The sequence below is a fragment of the Pseudomonas putida genome (assembly GCF_030159595.1).
Lineage (GTDB): Bacteria > Pseudomonadota > Gammaproteobacteria > Pseudomonadales > Pseudomonadaceae > Aquipseudomonas > Aquipseudomonas putida_AC.
This window is the reverse complement of sequence record NZ_BSKJ01000010.1, coordinates 161,864-178,813: the sequence shown is the minus strand read 5'-3', so window position 1 is coordinate 178,813 and position 16,950 is coordinate 161,864. Positions and strand designations below refer to the sequence as shown.

The window sequence follows — 16,950 nt, the reverse complement described above, 5'->3', positions numbered from 1 at the left end:
CCTCCCTTGGTAACGAAGTCAAAAACCGGACACGCGACGCCCTTTCAACGCAATCCAGGCAAACACTCAGCTGGACATCACCCTTTCCATCGCCGGGGGGGACTGCAGGTTGGCATACCGGGTGCGCAACGCTTCCACGAACGGTTCGCCCGTGCCGGTGCCGCCATAGAGGTAAATCTTGTGTAGGCCGCCAAACACCATTTCGTGGTAGCGGCTGGCGAACTCTTCTTCACTCGGCCCCTCGGGCAATCCCAAGTGCAACGTGAGCTTGTCACCTTCGACCGCGAACATCGGCGTGTCCCACAAGAACTTCGCCGTGCCGGCCTTGGGCAAGCGAACGAACAGGTAGGCATGGTTGCCCAGCGAATCGATATCGCCGCCGCGGCGGCGCTTCCATTTCAGCAACCCGTCATCTGGCCGCGCCAGGCACAGGCCAATGTCGTAATAATCGAAGCCCTGTTCCAGCGCCCACTCAAGGGCCATGAACGTGGTGATGGAGTTCACCTCACGCAGCTTCTTGGCATCGGAAAACACCGCTTCGCAATAGCCAAAGCGCAACGTGCTCCAGTAGCGTTTGCCGCCGCGCACCACTTCGCACCCCAAGTGGCAGCCAATCACCTCATCGCCCAAGGTAATCAGGTCGAGCCGGCCAACGCTCTTGGCAATCCGGAACACTTCTTCTGTAGGGAACTGTGCAGCGTGAATGCCTTGCCTGGCCGTGGCATAGGGGCGCAACAGGTCCCGGTCAGCCATGGCGATCTCGTCGTCCGAGAGGGTTTGGCGCATCTGGTAAAGCGGGCGGTTCTTGCGGATGCTGCGACGCAGTTCGCTGTCGTAGCGGGCCGTGATGTCTTCCAGCGGGCGCCCCAGCGGAACCACGGCACTCAGGTAATGTGGCACCGACAACGCGCCCGACGTCGGCATTTCGCTGATCACCACAACATGGTTGGCCGTCGCAGTCGCGCTTGCACCCTCCACGATCGACGCGCTGCCCTGGCCCTTGCCGCCGATCAGCAGCTTGGCCATTTCCCGTTGCTGCTTGCGCCCTATGTAAAGGATTTCGTACGGGCTTTCCTGCTGCATCCGGAACCTGGCAACTTCCCAACGCCAGAAACAGGCACGCGCCATCATTTCACGCACCTTGCTGGCCAGCAGCCTCATTTCGTAGCGCATGGAGGGCGACAGGAGTTTTCGCGCCACCGCCGTCAAGGTCTCTTTCATTTCTTCTTCGACGTCCTTTGAAGTGCTCTATGGTCTATCGGAAAAAGAGAAACAATCAGCAAAAACACCTAACGCTTTGTTTTTTATAGTGTGGCCTTAAACTTCTTTATCACATTCAGTAACAATTTAAGATGCCTGCAAACGCTTTGGCAAGCGGCTCCCCGCTAACTTTAGATCAAGTTTCATGGCGTCAGAATTCCTGCATGAAATCGATACCCGACACGCACTTTGCTATAACCATGCCCAACAAGCGCCGCGGCAATTATCACTTCGCTATCAATCGATAATCCTTGATGCCTTCTTTGCATAACAACCCTTGAGGTACAAAGCGCCCTCTCGACGAGCACCAGGGGCCATGTTGAGCCAGACTGGTGTTTTTTCGGCAGCCGGTGCATGCTCGAAGCTGAAGCGATTCACCCGGCTTGAAACCCGTCCCGCTATGTGAGGTGCAGTACCCATGGACCGTCTGCTCGATTCACTCTTCCCCAGCGCCGAAAGCATCCCGGAAACCTGGCGCCTGGAAGCCCCCCTGGAACAACGTGATTACCTGGTGAACGGCGAGCTCAGGCGCTGGGACGGGCCCTTGGCCACGGTGCGCAGCCCGGTCTGGCTCAAGGAAGGCGGCGAAGAACGCCAAGTGGTGCTGGGCAGCGCCCCACTGCTCGATGCCGACACCGCCCTTACCGCGCTCGACGCTGCCGTACAGGCCTACGACAAGGGCCGTGGCGCCTGGCCGAACATGCGCGTGGCCGAGCGCATCCAGCACGTCGAAACCTTCCTGGCGCGCATGCGAGAGCAGCGCCAGGCCGTGGTGAAACTGCTGATGTGGGAGATCGGCAAGAACCTCAAGGATTCGGAAAAGGAATTCGACCGCACCTGCGACTACATCGTCGACACCATCAACGCCCTCAAGGACCTCGACCGCCGCTCCAGCCGCTTCGAGCTTGAACAAGGCACGTTGGGCCAGATCCGCCGGGCGCCGCTGGGTGTCGCCCTGTGCATGGGGCCCTACAACTACCCGCTCAACGAAACATTCACCACGCTGATCCCCGCACTGATCATGGGCAATACCGTGGTGTTCAAGCCGGCCAAGTTCGGTGTGTTGTTGATCCGCCCGTTGCTCGAAGCCTTCCGTGACAGCTTCCCGCCCGGAGTGATCAACGTCATCTATGGCCGCGGCCGGGAAACGGTGAGCGCGCTGATGGCCAGCGGCAACGTCGATGTGTTCGCCTTCATCGGTACGCACAAGGCCGCCAGCGACCTGAAAAAACTGCACCCACGCCCACACCGCCTGCGCGCCGCACTGGGGCTGGATGCCAAGAACCCGGGTATCGTGCTGCCCCAGGTCGACCTCGACAACGCCGTCGAAGAGGCGGTGACCGGTGCGCTGTCGTTCAACGGCCAGCGCTGCACGGCACTGAAAATCCTGTTTGTCCACGAGGATGTGGTCGACGCCTTCCTCGACAAGTTCCAGCGCAAACTGGCCGCGCTCAAACCCGGCATGCCGTGGGAGCCAGGCGTAGCACTGACACCGTTGCCTGAGCCTGGCAAGGTCGACTACCTCGACGGCCTGGTGGCCGATGCCACTGCCAAGGGCGCACGCGTGCTCAACGAAGGTGGCGGGCAGAGCCGCGGCTCATTCTTCTACCCGGCCTTGCTGTACCCGGTTAATCAGCAAATGCGGGTATACCACGAAGAGCAGTTCGGCCCCCTGGTACCCGTCGTGCCCTACCGCGACCTGCAAACCGTCATCAACTATGTGCTGGACTCCGATTACGGCCAGCAACTGAGCCTGTTCGGCAACGACCCGGCAACCATCGGCAGCCTGGTCGACACCTTCGCCAACCAGGTCGGGCGCATCAACATCAACGCCCAGTGCCAACGTGGCCCGGACACCTACCCGTTCAACGGCCGCAAGAACAGCGCCGAAGGCACCCTGTCGGTGCATGACGCCTTGCGTGTGTTCTCCATCCGCACCCTGGTCGCCACCCGCTTCCAGGAGGCCAACAAGGAGCTGATCAGCGAAATCATCCGCAACCGCCAGTCGAGCTTCCTGACCACCGACTACATCTTCTGACGGCCGCGCTTATAGGAAATCGATCTAGCGCCCTTGTCGATTTTCCATCGGTGCAAACGACTCTAAGCAACAGGGCGCCCTCCGGCGCCCACTGCGAAGGAGAGTCGAACATGGCAGCCAAACCCATCCCCGAAGGCCAGCACAGCATTACCCCGTACCTGGCCATCAACGACGCCGCCAAGGCCATCGAGTTCTACAAGCAGGCCTTTGGTGCGGTCGAGATGTTCCGCCTCGATGCGCCAGGTGGCCGTGTGGGCCATGCCGAGCTGAAAATCGGTGATTCATCGCTGATGCTGGGCGACCCTTGCGACATGGAAGGCGGCCTGACCGCCAGCCAGAAACTCAGCGGCACAGGCGTGGGCCTGCACCTGTATGTCGAGGACTGCGACAAGGTCTACGCCCAAGCATTGGCGGCCGGCGGCACCCAGTTGCATCCGTTGACGGACCAGTTCTACGGCGACCGCAGCGGCACCCTGAAAGACCCGTTCGGCAATATCTGGTTCGTCTCCACCCATAAAGAGGACCTCACCCCCGACGAAATTCGTGCCCGCGCCGCGAAGATGTTTGGCAGTAACTGAGCGGCAAGTTGAAAGCGGCGCGACTTTGCTTGAAGCTTGAGGCTCGTAGCTTGGAGCTGCTTCATGCGAATCATCGACAAATCCGCCGCCCAGGTGCGCAGCCTGACCCCCGCCGAAGAAGAGCTGCTGGTCGGCTTTGCCACCGGCAGCCTCGGCGGCCCACGCCTGCTGCAGGCCAACCAGCTGCTGATGAAGGTGCGCAACGCTAACCAGTGGCTGGCCTGCGACTGCCGCAACGACGCCTTGCCGGTGCTCAATGTCACCCTCAACGGCAGCACCGGCACGCTGTTTCTCAAAAACAACCCGGGCACAGCAGAACACGCGCCCGGCTGCCCGTTCACCAAGGACGAGCGGGAGGCAGCCGAGCGTGAAAACGACCCTGCCCCACCTGCGGCCTGGCTGCCGCCCGACACGCCACTGCGCCTGCTCGGCGACTTCCGCAGCGCCACCAGCAGTGCCAGCGGCGATGGCAACGACCGCCGCGAACAACAGCGCCTGCTGTCACTGCTGCTGACCTGGATCGAAACCAGCGGCCTCAACCTTTACGCCACCCACCTGAAAAAGGACCTGACCACGCAGTTTGCCGAATTGCGCAGCGTGGCCAGCCGCTACCCGCTGCTGGAGCGGGTGCCCGCCAGCAACTACCTGGAAACCCGTCTGGACATGAAGCACATGATGATGCTCAAGTCCCGCCTTCGTGAAGCCACGGTGTTCGGTAACCACCGCCGCCACGGCTTGCTGCTGGACTGTGTCGACCAGATCAAAGGGCGCAAGCTGTTCAACAACCGTAATGAAGACGGCTTCGACTTCCAGGGGCACCACCTGTATTGGGGCGGTAGCCGTACCACCGGGCCATTACTGGCGCTGATGATCTACTCACCCACCAGCGCCGGTAGCCATTTCTATGAGCTGATCCATGTGGCCAGCGTACCGGTGCTGTCCCGTGCCCACTTGTTCCCTGTGTATCGCGATGAAGAGCGTGAGCCGCTCAAGGCGCTGGTGTCGTTGATTGACTGGATGGCCAGCAAAGGTGTGAAAGTGCAAATGCGCCGGCCGGTGATCGGCGGGCAGGTCATGGATGAACTGGTGCTGACCTCGGACCAGGACCGCGTGCTGTCGGTGTCATTGCTGGAGCAGCCGATCGGGCCCGAGCCAGATGCCGAGAACTTCAAGCGCTATGCCGACTTCAAGAGCCTGGAAACCTTCCGCAAGTTCGTTGCCGGCTTTTTCATGCGTGAACGCTGAAATCCTAGGGCCGCTTCGCGGCCCATCGCCGGCAAGCCAGCTCCCACAGGGACCGCGCGATGCTGAATAGCTACGCAGTACTCAGTACAGGCAGCCCCAAGTTTTCAGGTCACCCTAGGAACAGCTTGTAAGCCGGGTTATCCGTCTCATCCCAATACCGATACCCCATCTCATCCAGCGCCAACGGCAACCCCGCGACCTCGTCCCCCGGCACCTCCAGCGCCGCGAATACCCGGGCCTCCGCCGCCCCATGGTTGCGGTAATGGAACAGGCTGATGTTCCAGCGCTTGCCCAGCCGCTCCAAAAAGCCCAACAACGCCCCAGGCCGCTCAGGGAACTCGAAGCGCATGACCCGCTCATCCGCACCCGGCGCGGCGTGGCCACCCACGGTATGACGCACATGCAACTTGGCCAGCTCGTTTTCGGTCAGGTCCAGTACGCTGTAGCCCTGCTCGCGCAGGTTGGCCAGCAACTGGTCACGCGGGTCGTGCAGCGGATGGGTCTGTACGCCCACGAACAGGCGCGCTTCCTTGCCCGGGTAATAGCGGTAGTTGAACTCGGTGATCTGCCGCTTGCCCAGCGCCTGGCAGAAGGCGCGGAAGCTACCCGGTTGTTCAGGGATGGTCACGGCAATGATGGCCTCGCGTTGCTCACCCAGCTCGGCCCGCTCGGCCACATGACGCAGGCGGTCGAAGTTGACGTTCGCCCCGGAATCGATGGCAACCAAGGTTTGTCCCTGCACGCCATCGCGTGCTACATACTTCTTGATCCCCGCCACGGCCAGCGCCCCGGACGGCTCGGTGATCGACCGGGTATCGTCGTAGATGTCCTTGATCGCCGCACACAGCTCATCGCTGCTCACCGTCACCACCTCATCGACGAAGTGCCGGCACAGCTCGAAGCAATGGGCGCCGATCTGCGCCACCGCCACACCATCGGCAAACGTGCCGACCTGCGGCAGGATCACCCGCTCGCCAGCGGCCATGGCAGCCTGCAGGCAGTTGGAGTCTTCCGGCTCCACGCCGATCACCTTCACCTCCGGGCGCAGGTACTTCACATAGGCGGCAATGCCGGCGATCAAACCACCACCCCCCACCGGTACGAAGATGGCATCCAACGCACCCGGGCGCTGGCGCAGGATTTCCATGGCCACCGTGCCCTGCCCGGCGATCACGTCCGGGTCGTCGAAAGGCGGTACGAAGGTGGCGCCTTCGCTGTCGGCCAGTTTCAGCGCGTGGGCCAAGGCATGCGGAAAGCTCTCACCGTGCAATACCACATGCCCGCCGCGCGAACGCACCCCTTCCACTTTCAGCGATGGCGTGGTGGTGGGCATGACGATGGTGGCCTTCATGCCCAAATGCGATGCCGCCAGGGCCACGCCTTGGGCATGGTTGCCGGCCGAGGCAGTGATGACCCCGCGCTCACGCTGCGCGCGGGTCAGACGCGACAGCCGGGTGTAGGCACCCCGGATCTTGAACGAGAAGGTAGGCTGCAGGTCTTCACGCTTGAGCAAGACCTGGTTACCCAGGCTGGCAGACAAGGCAGGCGCGGCTTGCAGGGGCGTTTCGATGGCCAGGTCGTACACCGGCGCGGCAAGAATGCGCCGCACCTGCTCCGACAGCAGTTGCTGGGGGGTGACGGTAGTACGCGGAAGGCTGAAGCTGGTCATCGATAACTCCTTGGCTGTTTTCACGTTGCCCAGGAGTCAGAGAGAAAAAACCCGCCTCCAGGGCGGGTTCGGTGCACGTACGCGCTAGCCCGCCAAGCTGATAATGGCGGTAATAATAATGGCGTTCACATGCGGGAATGTATTCATGGGGTAGGAACTTAGCCGGTAGTGCGACACAAAGTCAACACTTGGCCTGCTGCGCCGAAAGCGGCACATCGAACACCTTGTCGAAACCCCACTGGAAGGCAAAGGCGTAAACGAAGAAGAACACGAACAACGCCAGGTTGGTCAGCAGTGCCGCCCACAGGCTAACGTCCAGCCAGTACGCCACCAGCGGCAGCAAAATCACCACCAAGCCCCCCTCGAAGCCCAACGCATGCAGCAAGCGCCGCATGAAGGTGCGCTCACGCTGGTGCTGGCGCGCTTCCCAACGCTCGAACACCCAGTTGTAGCCCATGTTCCAGCTCATCGCGATGCCCGACATCAGCACCGACAGCACGGTCGACTGCGCCATGCCGGCACCGAATGCCAACTCCAGTGCAGGCGCCACGCAGGCCACAGCGATGGCCTCGTAAAGAATGGCCTGAACGATCTTGCGGGCCTTGCCTTGCATGTTCAGCTCCCTAGGGTAAACGACCTGTAAAGCTACAAGATGTGGCCCATAAGAAAAAGCCCGAAATTTGGACAACCTCGTATTCGGCTGCTTGTATCTATCCCGTACAAACAGCGACATGTCGTACAACTTCGTCGAGGGAACCGAGCGAGGATAAAGACGATGGCCCACTCCACCCTGCCGGTGACTGCCGCATGAGCCTGGCATTCATCGATTTTCTCACCTATGTGCTGTTCGGCCTGAAGATACTGGCCATCACCCTCGCCTCGCTGATGTTCCTGCTAGGCCTGGACGATCTGTTCATCGACCTGTGTTACTGGGGGCGCAAGCTGATCCGGCGTTTCCGTATTTACGACAAGTACGAAAAGGCCGACGAGAAACGCCTGTACGAAGTCCCGGAAAAACCCTTGGCCATCATGGTACCCGCCTGGAACGAAGTGGGCGTGGTCGGTGAAATGGCCCGCCTTGCAGCCTCCACCATCGACTACGAGAACTACCAGATTTTCGTCGGCACCTACCCCAACGACCTGCAAACCCAAGCCGATGTCGATGCGGTGTGCCTGCACTACCCCAACGTGCACAAAGTGGTGTGCGCCCGCCCCGGCCCCACCAGCAAGGCCGACTGCCTGAACAACATCATCGACGCGCTGCTGCGCTTCCAGCAGGACGCCGGCATCGAGTTCGCCGGTTTCATCCTGCACGACGCCGAAGACGTGATATCGCCCATGGAGTTGCGCCTGTTCAACTACCTGCTGCCGAACAAGGACATGATCCAGATCCCGGTGTACCCCTATGCGCCGGAATGGAAGGGCTTCACCGCCGGCCACTATGTCGACGAGTTCGCCGAAAACCACGGCAAAGACGTTATCGTTCGCGAAGCACTCACCGGCCAGGTGCCCAGTGCCGGGGTCGGCACCTGTTTCAGCCGCCGCGCCATCAGCGCGTTGCTGGAGGACGGCGACGGCATCGCCTTCGACGTGCAGAGCCTGACCGAAGACTACGACATTGGCTTTCGCCTGAAGCAAAAAGGCATGAAGTGCATTTTCGCCCGCTACTCCATCAGCGACCCGGCGCTGACCCTGAAACAAGAATGGCGCCCCGGCATGAGCCGCGCATTTTCCCAGGTGATCTGCGTGCGCGAGCACTTCCCGCGGGACTGGCAGCATGCCATTCGGCAAAAGTCGCGGTGGATCGTCGGCATCGTGTTCCAGGGCACCAGCAACCTGGGCTGGAGCCGCAAGGGCGCGCTCAACTACTTCCTGTGGCGCGACCGCCGGGGGCTGTTCGCCTACCTGCTGAGTTTTCTGGTCAACCTGTTGCTGCTGGTGTTGCTGGCCATGTGGCTGGTCACGGTGATTGCGCCGGATTCGTGGCGTTTCATGTCGATCCTCAGCGACAGTTGGCTGCTTTCGACCCTGCTGTGGCTGAACGGCCTGATGCTGCTCAACCGGCTGTTCCAGCGCGGCTGGTTCGTTACCCGTTTCTACGGCATTGGCGAAGGCCTGCTGTCGGCACCGCGCATGATGTGGAGCAACTTCGTCAACTTCTTCGCCAACCTGCGCGCCCTGCGCCAGGTGATGGAGATGGGCGACTCGCGCCGCGTGGCCTGGGACAAGACCACCCACGAGTTTCCCGCCATCGCGGCCCCTGCCCGCACACCGCTGGGCCAGCGACTGGTGGCCAAGGGGCTGATCAGCGACGAACAGTTGCAACAGGCAATCAACAGCCCTGTACGCCGACGCCTGGGCCGCGAACTGCTGCTGCGTGGCTGGGTAAACAGCGAACAGCTGGTGGCCACCTTGGCCGAGCAGCTGGACCTGCCTTGGGCCCCGCTGAACCCGTTCAAGCTCGACCCACAGTTGATCGCCAAACTGCCACGCAAACTGGCCACGCACTACGGCGTGCTGCCGGTGGCCGAGGACGGCGACACGCTGATCCTGGCCAGCGAGAGCCCGGTCAGCCAAGTGTCACTGGGGGTAATCAGCCGTCACCTCAAGCGCCCGGTACGCGTGCGCCTGGCACCACAAGGCCGGGTAACCCTGGGCCTGCGCTACCACTACCCAAGCCCCTGGCAGAAGCCGGAAACCCGCGACATGCTAGCCACGCTGGCACGCCACCAGGACGACGAGGCGCTGCTGGAACAGGTCAGCCACCACCAGGTCATGCTCGGTGCCCTGCTGCAGGTGCGCGGTATGGTGCCCGTCACCTTGTTCAACCAGGCATTGATCGACTTCGACCCCGAACACCAGAGCCTGGGCGAGCACCTGATCGCTCGCGGCATCATCACCGAGCAGGTGTTGCAACAGGCACTCGACGAACAGGCCAGCGAACAGCAGGCTGCCCTCGACCTGATCCGGGAGGTGGCATGAAGCCGCATTTTACGCTCACCTTCACCGGCCTGCTGCTGTGCTCCGCCGCACTGCCCGTCGCCGCCTCGGCACCGATGACCGATTTCCAGCGGTTCACCAGTTTTCCGTTCATGGACCGCAGTTACCGTGAGGCCAGGAAAGACAACTGGGCCGAGGTCGAGCGCCTGACCCGTCATGTGCTGGGCCGGGTACCGAACAACGACGAAGCCCGCGCGCTGCTGGTAGAGGCCCTGGCCCACCAACGCCGCTACAAGGACGCCGAAGCGCTGGCCGAACAACTGGACGGAAGCCCCGAATACGCCGACGCGTTGCTCGAACTGCGCCTGACGTGGATCGAGCAGGACCCACCGCCCGCCAGTCAGGTAGAGCAATGGCTGGCCACCAGTGATGCCATGCACCGGGTGCGCCTGTGGCAGGCTTACAGCCTGAGCCTGGCCAAGTTCGGGGGTGCAGGCAAAGCGCTGGAGTGGCTCAACCAGCTGCCACCGCGCGACGATGGCCAGGTACTGCGCCTGGCCCGGGCCAACTTTGCCGAACAGCTGCGCAACTGGAAGGAAACCATCGAGCAACTGCAGCCGCTCGCCGACAAGGGCCAGTTGCCAGCCGAAGACTGGCAACGCTTGGCCAATGCCTATGTCCAACAGGTGGATGAAAAAGGGCTGAACACGCTGCTGGCCAGCGCGCCCTCCCCTCAAGCGGCTAACCAGGCGCGCTTGGCCATGGCCAACCGTGCCATTGCCGTGGGCCACAACCAGCAGGCCCAACGCTGGTTACAGTCGCTGCCGCCCGATCAGTTGAATCAACCCGACCAGCGCCAGCAGCTGTGGGAGCTGGCCCGCGAAGGCGATGATGCGGCAATGGTAATGCGCTTGAGCAATGACCTGCAGCGGCCCTGCCTGGAGACCGTCGACTGGCTGTCGCGCCATGATCCGGACCTGGCCCGCGAGCAGTTCAAAGGCTGCACGACCACGGCCGATGCACGCGCCTACACCGTGCTCAAGCAACGCCTGTATGGCGACCCACCACCCCCCCCGCAGCCGCGCACAGCCGGCGAATGGGAGAAACGCTACCGGCAAAGCGGCGACTTGGCCGCGCTGGAGCAAACCACTTTCCTGCTGGTGGAACAGGGCCAGGTTGCACACGCCCGGCAACTGCTGGAGCAGGCCTACGACCGCCGCCAGGGTCGCCTCAGCCCCTCGTTGCTACAACGTCTGGGTAACCTGTATGCACGCAACGACGGGCCGCTGGACAGCCACCGTATGCGTGGCCTGGTCCCTCAGGTCGATGCCAATACCCGCGCCCAATTGCTTGGCCGCCTGGCGGAAGACGGCCAGTGCGATGCCGTGCGCCAAGCGGTGCCGGCCATGCCGAGCGAACCCGGCCAGTACCGTGCGCTGGGCCGCTGCGCCATGCCTGACCAGCCTGGTGAAGCGGTGGTCTATTACCAGGCTGCCGAACGTTTGGGCGACCGCAGCAACCGCCTGCCGCTGGCCTATGCACTCGAAGCAGCCGGCGACTCCGAAACCGCGCTGCCGATCTGGCGGAGCCTGCCGGACAGCGCCTGGACCGACAATGCACGCCTCACCGCCGCCCGTGGCGCGCTGAATGCCGGCGATACCGAAGCCGCTCGGCGCTATTGGGACGCCGCTGCGCACCACAACGCCGATGACTGGGCGCTGGGCGCGGCCATCGCCCAGCGCCAAGGCGACTACCAGGCCGCTCTGGGCTTCCAGCGTCGTGCCTTGGCCAGCAACCCACGCGCCGACCACTACTACGCGGCCGCCAGCACCGCGCAACTGGCCGGCGACAGCGCGCAGAGCATGGCCTGGCTCGCCGAAGCCGTGCGCCTGGCCCCCGACCAGCCCCGCTACCGCGCCGATTACGGCATGCGCCTGGCCGGCGCCTCGGACAAGGCCCAGCGCCGCCAGTCGATCCCCTACCTCGAACGGGCGACCCACGACTTCCCCGAGGATTACCGCCTTGGCGAAACGCTGGCCCTGCGCTACGACGAAGCCGAAGACAGCGCCTCGGCACGCCGCGAACTGCGCCGCATCCTTGATGTGGAACAGAACGTGGTGGACGGCGATGATGAATACGGCAGCCTGGAAGCCCGCAAATACCGCCAGCGCAGGGCCCACGAAGCGCTGTCACGGCGTGACACCATCACCCTGGCCAGCACCTGGTCACCCGCCGGCACCTCGACCAACGACAAGTTCCTCGACAACGGCCAGCGCAGCGGCAGCTCGCGCCGCGCACAATCGCAGAACGTGCAGCTGGCCATGTGGGACCACGCCCTGGGTGAAGAGCCCAGCCGCAACGGCAGCACCCTCTCGGTTTATGGCCGGGTACTGTTCGGTGGTCAGAGCCGTACCGATTACGCGCAAAGCATGGGTACCGGCGTCGGCCTGCGTTACAAGCCGCTCGGCCAGGCCAACCTCAACCTGTACGCCGAGCTGTATCACCAGCGACAGATCGACGAAGAACACTATCGTGGCCTGAGCCTGGGGCAGTTGTTGAGCCCGGCCAAGGTCGGCGGCAACTGGGGCGACCTGCGCCACAACGCCGAGTCGAGCAACGACCTGTTGCTGCGCGCCACCGCCTCGTTCCTTGACCAGGGCGACTGGCGCAACGACTGGCGGGTGGATGAAGGCGACTGGAACGAGCGCTTCCTCTACCTCGACGCGGCCTGGTGGACCCGCGCTGGCGACCACGCCTGGCTGTCGCGCTACCAGCAAGGGCACGCCTGGAAACTGCCCGGCAGCTCACCGCAAACCATAATGCCCTACGGCTTTGTCGAGTTCTCCAGCCAGGACCCGAGCAACGACTGGCGCCAGGACGCCCGGGCCGGGGTTGGCGTGCGTTGGCAATGGTGGTTCGATGACGACCGCTACAACGCCTACCGCGGCTCGCTGAAAGTGCGTGCCGAATACCAGCAGTCGCTGGGCGGCAATCTATACGAGCGCGCCAACGGCGTGCTGGTCGGTGCGGAGATGACCTTCTGATGCGTACGATCCTCGCCCTCTGCCTGCTTGCCCTGTGCCTGCCCGCTACGGCGGATCAGCGCCTCTTCTATCAACCGCTCAACCGCGACGCCGATATCACCCCCGCCCAGTGGCAACAGCTGTGGCACGCCACCGTGGCCCAGGGGGGCAAAACCCTGATTGTCCAGTGGAGCGCCTATGGTGACAGCGACTTCGGCGGCGCTCAGGGCTGGCTGGCCAACAGCCTGCGCAGCGCACATGCCCAAGGCCTGCAGTTGGTGCTGGGGTTGTACATGGACCCGGCCTATTACCAGCGCCTCGACGAACTGGACGGCGAAGGCTTGAGCAGCTATTGGAAAGCGCAGCTGGGCCGCTCACTCAGCCAGTACCAGCAACTGCGCCACGCCTGGCAGTTGCCGGTGGACGGCTGGTACCTGCCCATGGAGCTGGACGACCAGCACTTTCGCGAGGCTGGGCGTCGTGATGCGCTGTTCAGCCAGTTGCAGGCCTTCAACCGCCAGCTGGACAAACCGTTGCATATCAGTGCGTTCAGCGTGGGCAAACTGTCGCCAAGCATCAATGCAGCGTGGCTGGAGCAACTGGCCGGGTTGGGCTTGACTGTCTGGTGGCAGGATGGCATCGGGACCGGGCGTTTGCCCGCGATGGTGCGCCAAGGCTATGAACAGGCTTTGCCGTGCCGGGTGGGCGTGGTGCGCGAGGCGTTCCGCCAGGTGAGCGGGCCAGGGCAGGCATTCAGGGCTGAGCCCGCCGAACCGAAGCTGGGCAGTGGGTGCCATGCCGAGGCAGTGTTCGCCTTGCGCTACCGGCCCTGGGCGCGGAACGTTTTGCCACAGAATTGAGCCACCAGGCCCGGCCTCTTCGCGGGTAAACCCGCACCCACAGGGACCGCACAGCATTCGAACGCTGTGGGGGACCTGTGGGAGCGGGTTCACCCGCGAAAGGGCCGGGCCTGGACAAGCAGTAGTCTCAGGAGCCCACCGATGTTCAAGACCATCGAAGCACATGTACGCAAGCAGGTCGCCCCCGCCGCCCTGCGCGCCGAATTCCGCCAGCACGAATTCGAGTCGATGCGCCCGTTCTGCCTGCTGGTGTTCTGCATCAGTATCCTGATCTGGCTGGTCTTCGACCTGATTGTCAGCTTCCTCGGCGGCCAGGGCTTCACCTGGCTGTCCTACCTGTTCATTGCCCTGCTCGGCTGCCTGACCATCGTGCTGCGCTTCACCCGCCGCAGCCATCACTTCGACGTGCTCAACCTGCTGTTCATTGCCATCATCACCTTGGGCATGCGCCTGGTGATCGAAGGCATCCCGGTGGCCCTGCGCCCGGTGTGGCTGGTGCTCGGCGTCTCCACCGTGCTGTATGCCGTGTCGGTGCAGCCAGTGCGGCGCTGGTCGTTCTTCTGCGCCATGGTCATCACCTGGGTGATGCTCAACCCCTTCTACCACACGCGCATTGAACCGGACGCCCTCGAAGGCGCCATGCTCATCAGCTACGCCATTTTCCTCAGCGGCCTGGTGAGCTACAGCTACCTGCAAATCCGCAAGGCCAAACTGCACAACTTCTACCTGTCGAAGGTGCTGCTCGAACAGGCCTATGTCGACGCCCTGACCGAAATCCCCAACCGCCGCTCGTTCATGGCCAAGGCAGAGCGACAATTGAAACTGGCAAGCCCCGGGCAATACCTGGCGATGGTTGATATAGACAACTTCAAGAAGGTCAATGACCGTTTCGGTCACGACATGGGTGATGAAGTGCTCAAACGGGTGGCACTGCACATCAAGGCGGCCATGGTCGATTCCGAGTTTGCGCGATTGGGCGGTGAGGAATTTGCCATCTTCCTTGAAGGGCTGGACCAGCAACGTGCTGAACAGCAGATGGAGGCGTTGGTACGCAGAGTGCGTGAAGATGCAGGCGCACACCCGGTGACCATCAGTATCGGCCTAGCACGGGTAGTTGCAGGCGATACGTTGACCACGGCGTTGATCAAGGCCGACTAGGCGCTGTATGAGGCCAAGCACACTGGCAAGGACCGGTTTGTGCTGTGGACTAACCGGCTGGCAACCGAATCCTGAACTGCGCCCCACCCAGCGCCGACTGTGCCACCGTCAAGGTCCCGCCCTGCCCCTCGATCGCGCGTCGGCTGATCGCCAACCCCAAGCCAAACCCGCCGGTGTTGCGGTCGCGGCTGCGGTCCAGGCGGTAAAACGGTTGGAAAATCCGCTCGCGCTCCTCAACCGGTATGCCAATCCCGTCATCCTCCACCGTCAACAGGCAGGCGCCATCGTTCTCCAGCCGCAGGCGCAGCAACAGGCTTTCATCGCAATAGCGCATGGCATTGCGCACCAGATTCTGCACCGCCCGCGCCGTCAACCGTGGGTCCAGCACAAACCGGGGCAGATTGCCCTCGGCTTGCACTTCCCAGCGAATGCCCCGGCCATCGAGTTCCTCGGCAAAACCCCCGAGTACACTGTCAACCAGCTCCAGCAACGACACTTCGACCCGCTCCCGGGCCTGGTCGGCGTTGTACAGACGGCTATAAGACAGTAACTCCAGCACCAGCTCATCCAGCTCACGTACATGCCCCACCAGTTCCAGCAGGCGTTTGCGGCTGGCGGGTGGCACCTCGTCGAACAGCAGCACCAGGCCGAAATCCAGCCGGGTCAAGGGTGTGCGCAATTCGTGCGACACCGCATTGAGCAACTCGCGCTGCTGATTGACGTGGCGCTCCAGGTCACTGGCCATGGTGTCGAACACCCCCGCCAGCTCGCCGATGTTGGAGTGCGGCGAAATGTGTGTGCGCTCGGCCATCTGCCCCTGGCCCAGGCGCCGGGCGGTTTCCTTCAGGCGCTCCAGGTCGCGCCAGTGCGGCCATACCCACAGCAGCAGGCACCCTAGCATCGCCGCGCCAATCAGGACGGTCACGCCCCACGACAACACGTTGATGTCCAGCGGGTCTGGGGGTGAGTGCAGGCGAACCAGCCACTGTTTGTCCAGCGGGGCGAGCACCGTCTCGTAATAGCCCCACTCGGCAATGCGCACGGCGTAAAGGCCATGCGCCAGGCGCGCCTGCTCTTCCTTGCTCAAGCCGGCCTGGTCCATGCGCAGCAACTGCAGTTCCAGGGGCGCGAAATCACGGGCCAGTTCCTGTTCCACCGCCGGCCATCGCTCGCGGGGGGCCTGGCGGAACTGGCGCACGATCAACGACTGCACGCCCTTGGCCTGGTCAAGGTTGTAGGCCATGAAGCGGTCGCGGAACAGCCCGACGATGGTGTCAGGGATGAACAGCAAGGCCCCGGCGTAGGCGACGATGATCACCAGGTACAGCCGCACCAAGATCTTCAGCATGGCCGATCAGCACTCCCACTCGACGCGGCTGAACAGATAACCCTTGCCCCACACGGTCTTGATCTTGCGCGCTTCGCCGGCATTATCGTCGAATTTGCGCCGCAACTTGGAGATGGCCACGTCCACCGAGCGGTCAGTGCCGTTGAACTCGATGCCCCGCAGTTGCTGCAGGATGCGGTCGCGGTTCAGCACTTCGCCAGCATTGCGTGCCAGCACCACCAGCAGGTTGTACTCGCCGCTGGACAGCTCCACTTCTTCACCGCGCCAGCTGACCGTGCGCTCGGCCAGGTCGATGCGCAGCCCCCCGATCAGGATCAGGTCATTGTCCAGGCGCGGCTCGTTGATGCTGCTACGACGCAGCAGCGTACGCACCCGGGCCAGCAGCACGCGTGGTTCACAGGGTTTGGTCACATAATCATCGGCCCCCATTTCCAGGCCCAGTACCTGGTCATGGCTGTCATCACGCGCAGTCAGCATCAGGATGGGCAGGCTCTGCGACTCCTGGCGCAGCAGGCGGCACAACTGCAGGCCATCGATGCCCGGCAGCATCAGGTCGAGGATGACCAAGTCAGGCTTTTGCCGGCGATATTCGTCCAGCACATGGTCGCCCCGGGCGATCACCTGGACATGAAAGTCGTTGCGTTGCAGGTAGCTGGCGATCAGTTCGGACAGCGCGCTGTCATCTTCGACCAGAAAAATATTCGGCATAGGTGCTAGGCGATATGGGTACAGGTACACGCAGAATATAGAACCCTACCGCTCCAGAGGCTTGATCTTCACACTTTTTCACACTCGCCCTACAGGTATTAACAGCCGCCCAAGCCACACCTG

11 protein-coding genes and 1 pseudogene are annotated in these 16,950 nt (G+C 62.8%); 7 read left to right on the top strand and 5 right to left on the bottom strand.

Going from position 1 to position 16,950, the window contains the following annotated elements:
- Positions 1-66: 66 nt before the first annotated feature.
- Positions 67-1,221, bottom strand: a complete 1,155-nt coding sequence (locus QQL85_RS21495; protein ID WP_284356078.1) for a hypothetical protein — start codon at positions 1,219-1,221, stop codon at positions 67-69.
- A 457-nt stretch (positions 1,222-1,678) separates the two neighbouring features.
- Between QQL85_RS21495 and QQL85_RS21490 the strand changes: the two genes are divergently transcribed.
- The 3 genes from QQL85_RS21490 to QQL85_RS21480 all read left to right on the top strand — a co-directional run bounded on the left by QQL85_RS21490 (position 1,679) and on the right by QQL85_RS21480 (position 5,121).
- Complete coding sequence (locus QQL85_RS21490; RefSeq protein WP_284356079.1) at positions 1,679-3,298, top strand: NADP-dependent glyceraldehyde-3-phosphate dehydrogenase; 1,620 nt, start codon at positions 1,679-1,681, stop codon at positions 3,296-3,298.
- A gap of 110 nt (positions 3,299-3,408) precedes the next feature.
- Entirely contained in the window at positions 3,409-3,876 is a 468-nt protein-coding gene (locus QQL85_RS21485) for a VOC family protein (RefSeq protein WP_284356080.1), read from the top strand.
- A 63-nt stretch (positions 3,877-3,939) separates the two neighbouring features.
- On the top strand, positions 3,940-5,121 hold the full coding sequence (locus QQL85_RS21480) for a hypothetical protein (protein ID WP_284356081.1): 1,182 nt from the start codon (positions 3,940-3,942) through the stop codon (positions 5,119-5,121).
- A 109-nt stretch (positions 5,122-5,230) separates the two neighbouring features.
- Here QQL85_RS21480 and ilvA read toward each other — a convergent pair whose 3' ends face one another.
- Together ilvA and QQL85_RS21470 are read right to left on the bottom strand one after the other, a co-directional pair.
- A complete protein-coding gene (gene ilvA / locus QQL85_RS21475) occupies positions 5,231-6,790 on the bottom strand; it encodes a threonine ammonia-lyase, biosynthetic (protein WP_284356082.1) in 1,560 nt (519 codons plus the stop codon).
- A gap of 181 nt (positions 6,791-6,971) precedes the next feature.
- Positions 6,972-7,403: a PACE efflux transporter gene (locus QQL85_RS21470; RefSeq protein WP_119369798.1), complete on the bottom strand. Its 432-nt coding sequence runs from the start codon at positions 7,401-7,403 to the stop codon at positions 6,972-6,974.
- A 194-nt stretch (positions 7,404-7,597) separates the two neighbouring features.
- Here QQL85_RS21470 and nrfB point away from each other — a divergent pair, with 194 nt between their 5' ends.
- From nrfB to QQL85_RS21450, 4 genes and pseudogenes are all read left to right on the top strand, one after another.
- Positions 7,598-9,772 carry a cyclic di-3',5'-guanylate-activated glycosyltransferase NrfB gene (gene nrfB / locus QQL85_RS21465; protein WP_284356083.1) on the top strand — a complete coding sequence of 725 codons (2,175 nt, stop codon included), beginning with the start codon at positions 7,598-7,600 and terminating at the stop codon, positions 9,770-9,772.
- Complete coding sequence (locus QQL85_RS21460; RefSeq protein WP_284356084.1) at positions 9,769-12,774, top strand: phage receptor; 3,006 nt, start codon at positions 9,769-9,771, stop codon at positions 12,772-12,774. Before nrfB ends, QQL85_RS21460 begins: the two co-directional genes overlap by 4 nt.
- Positions 12,774-13,613: a DUF4434 family protein gene (locus tag QQL85_RS21455; protein ID WP_284356085.1), complete on the top strand. Its 840-nt coding sequence runs from the start codon at positions 12,774-12,776 to the stop codon at positions 13,611-13,613. Before QQL85_RS21460 ends, QQL85_RS21455 begins: the two co-directional genes overlap by 1 nt.
- A gap of 141 nt (positions 13,614-13,754) precedes the next feature.
- Positions 13,755-14,846, top strand: a pseudogene (locus QQL85_RS21450) (diguanylate cyclase domain-containing protein).
- On the opposite strand, the gene QQL85_RS21445 reads toward QQL85_RS21450, so the two are convergent.
- Positions 14,821-16,119 carry an ATP-binding protein gene (locus QQL85_RS21445; protein WP_284356086.1) on the bottom strand — a complete coding sequence of 433 codons (1,299 nt, stop codon included), beginning with the start codon at positions 16,117-16,119 and terminating at the stop codon, positions 14,821-14,823. The pseudogene QQL85_RS21450 and the gene QQL85_RS21445 overlap by 26 nt on opposite strands.
- Before the next feature lie 6 nt (positions 16,120-16,125).
- Positions 16,126-16,827: a response regulator transcription factor gene (locus QQL85_RS21440; protein ID WP_284356087.1), complete on the bottom strand. Its 702-nt coding sequence runs from the start codon at positions 16,825-16,827 to the stop codon at positions 16,126-16,128.
- Positions 16,828-16,950 lie beyond the last annotated feature (123 nt).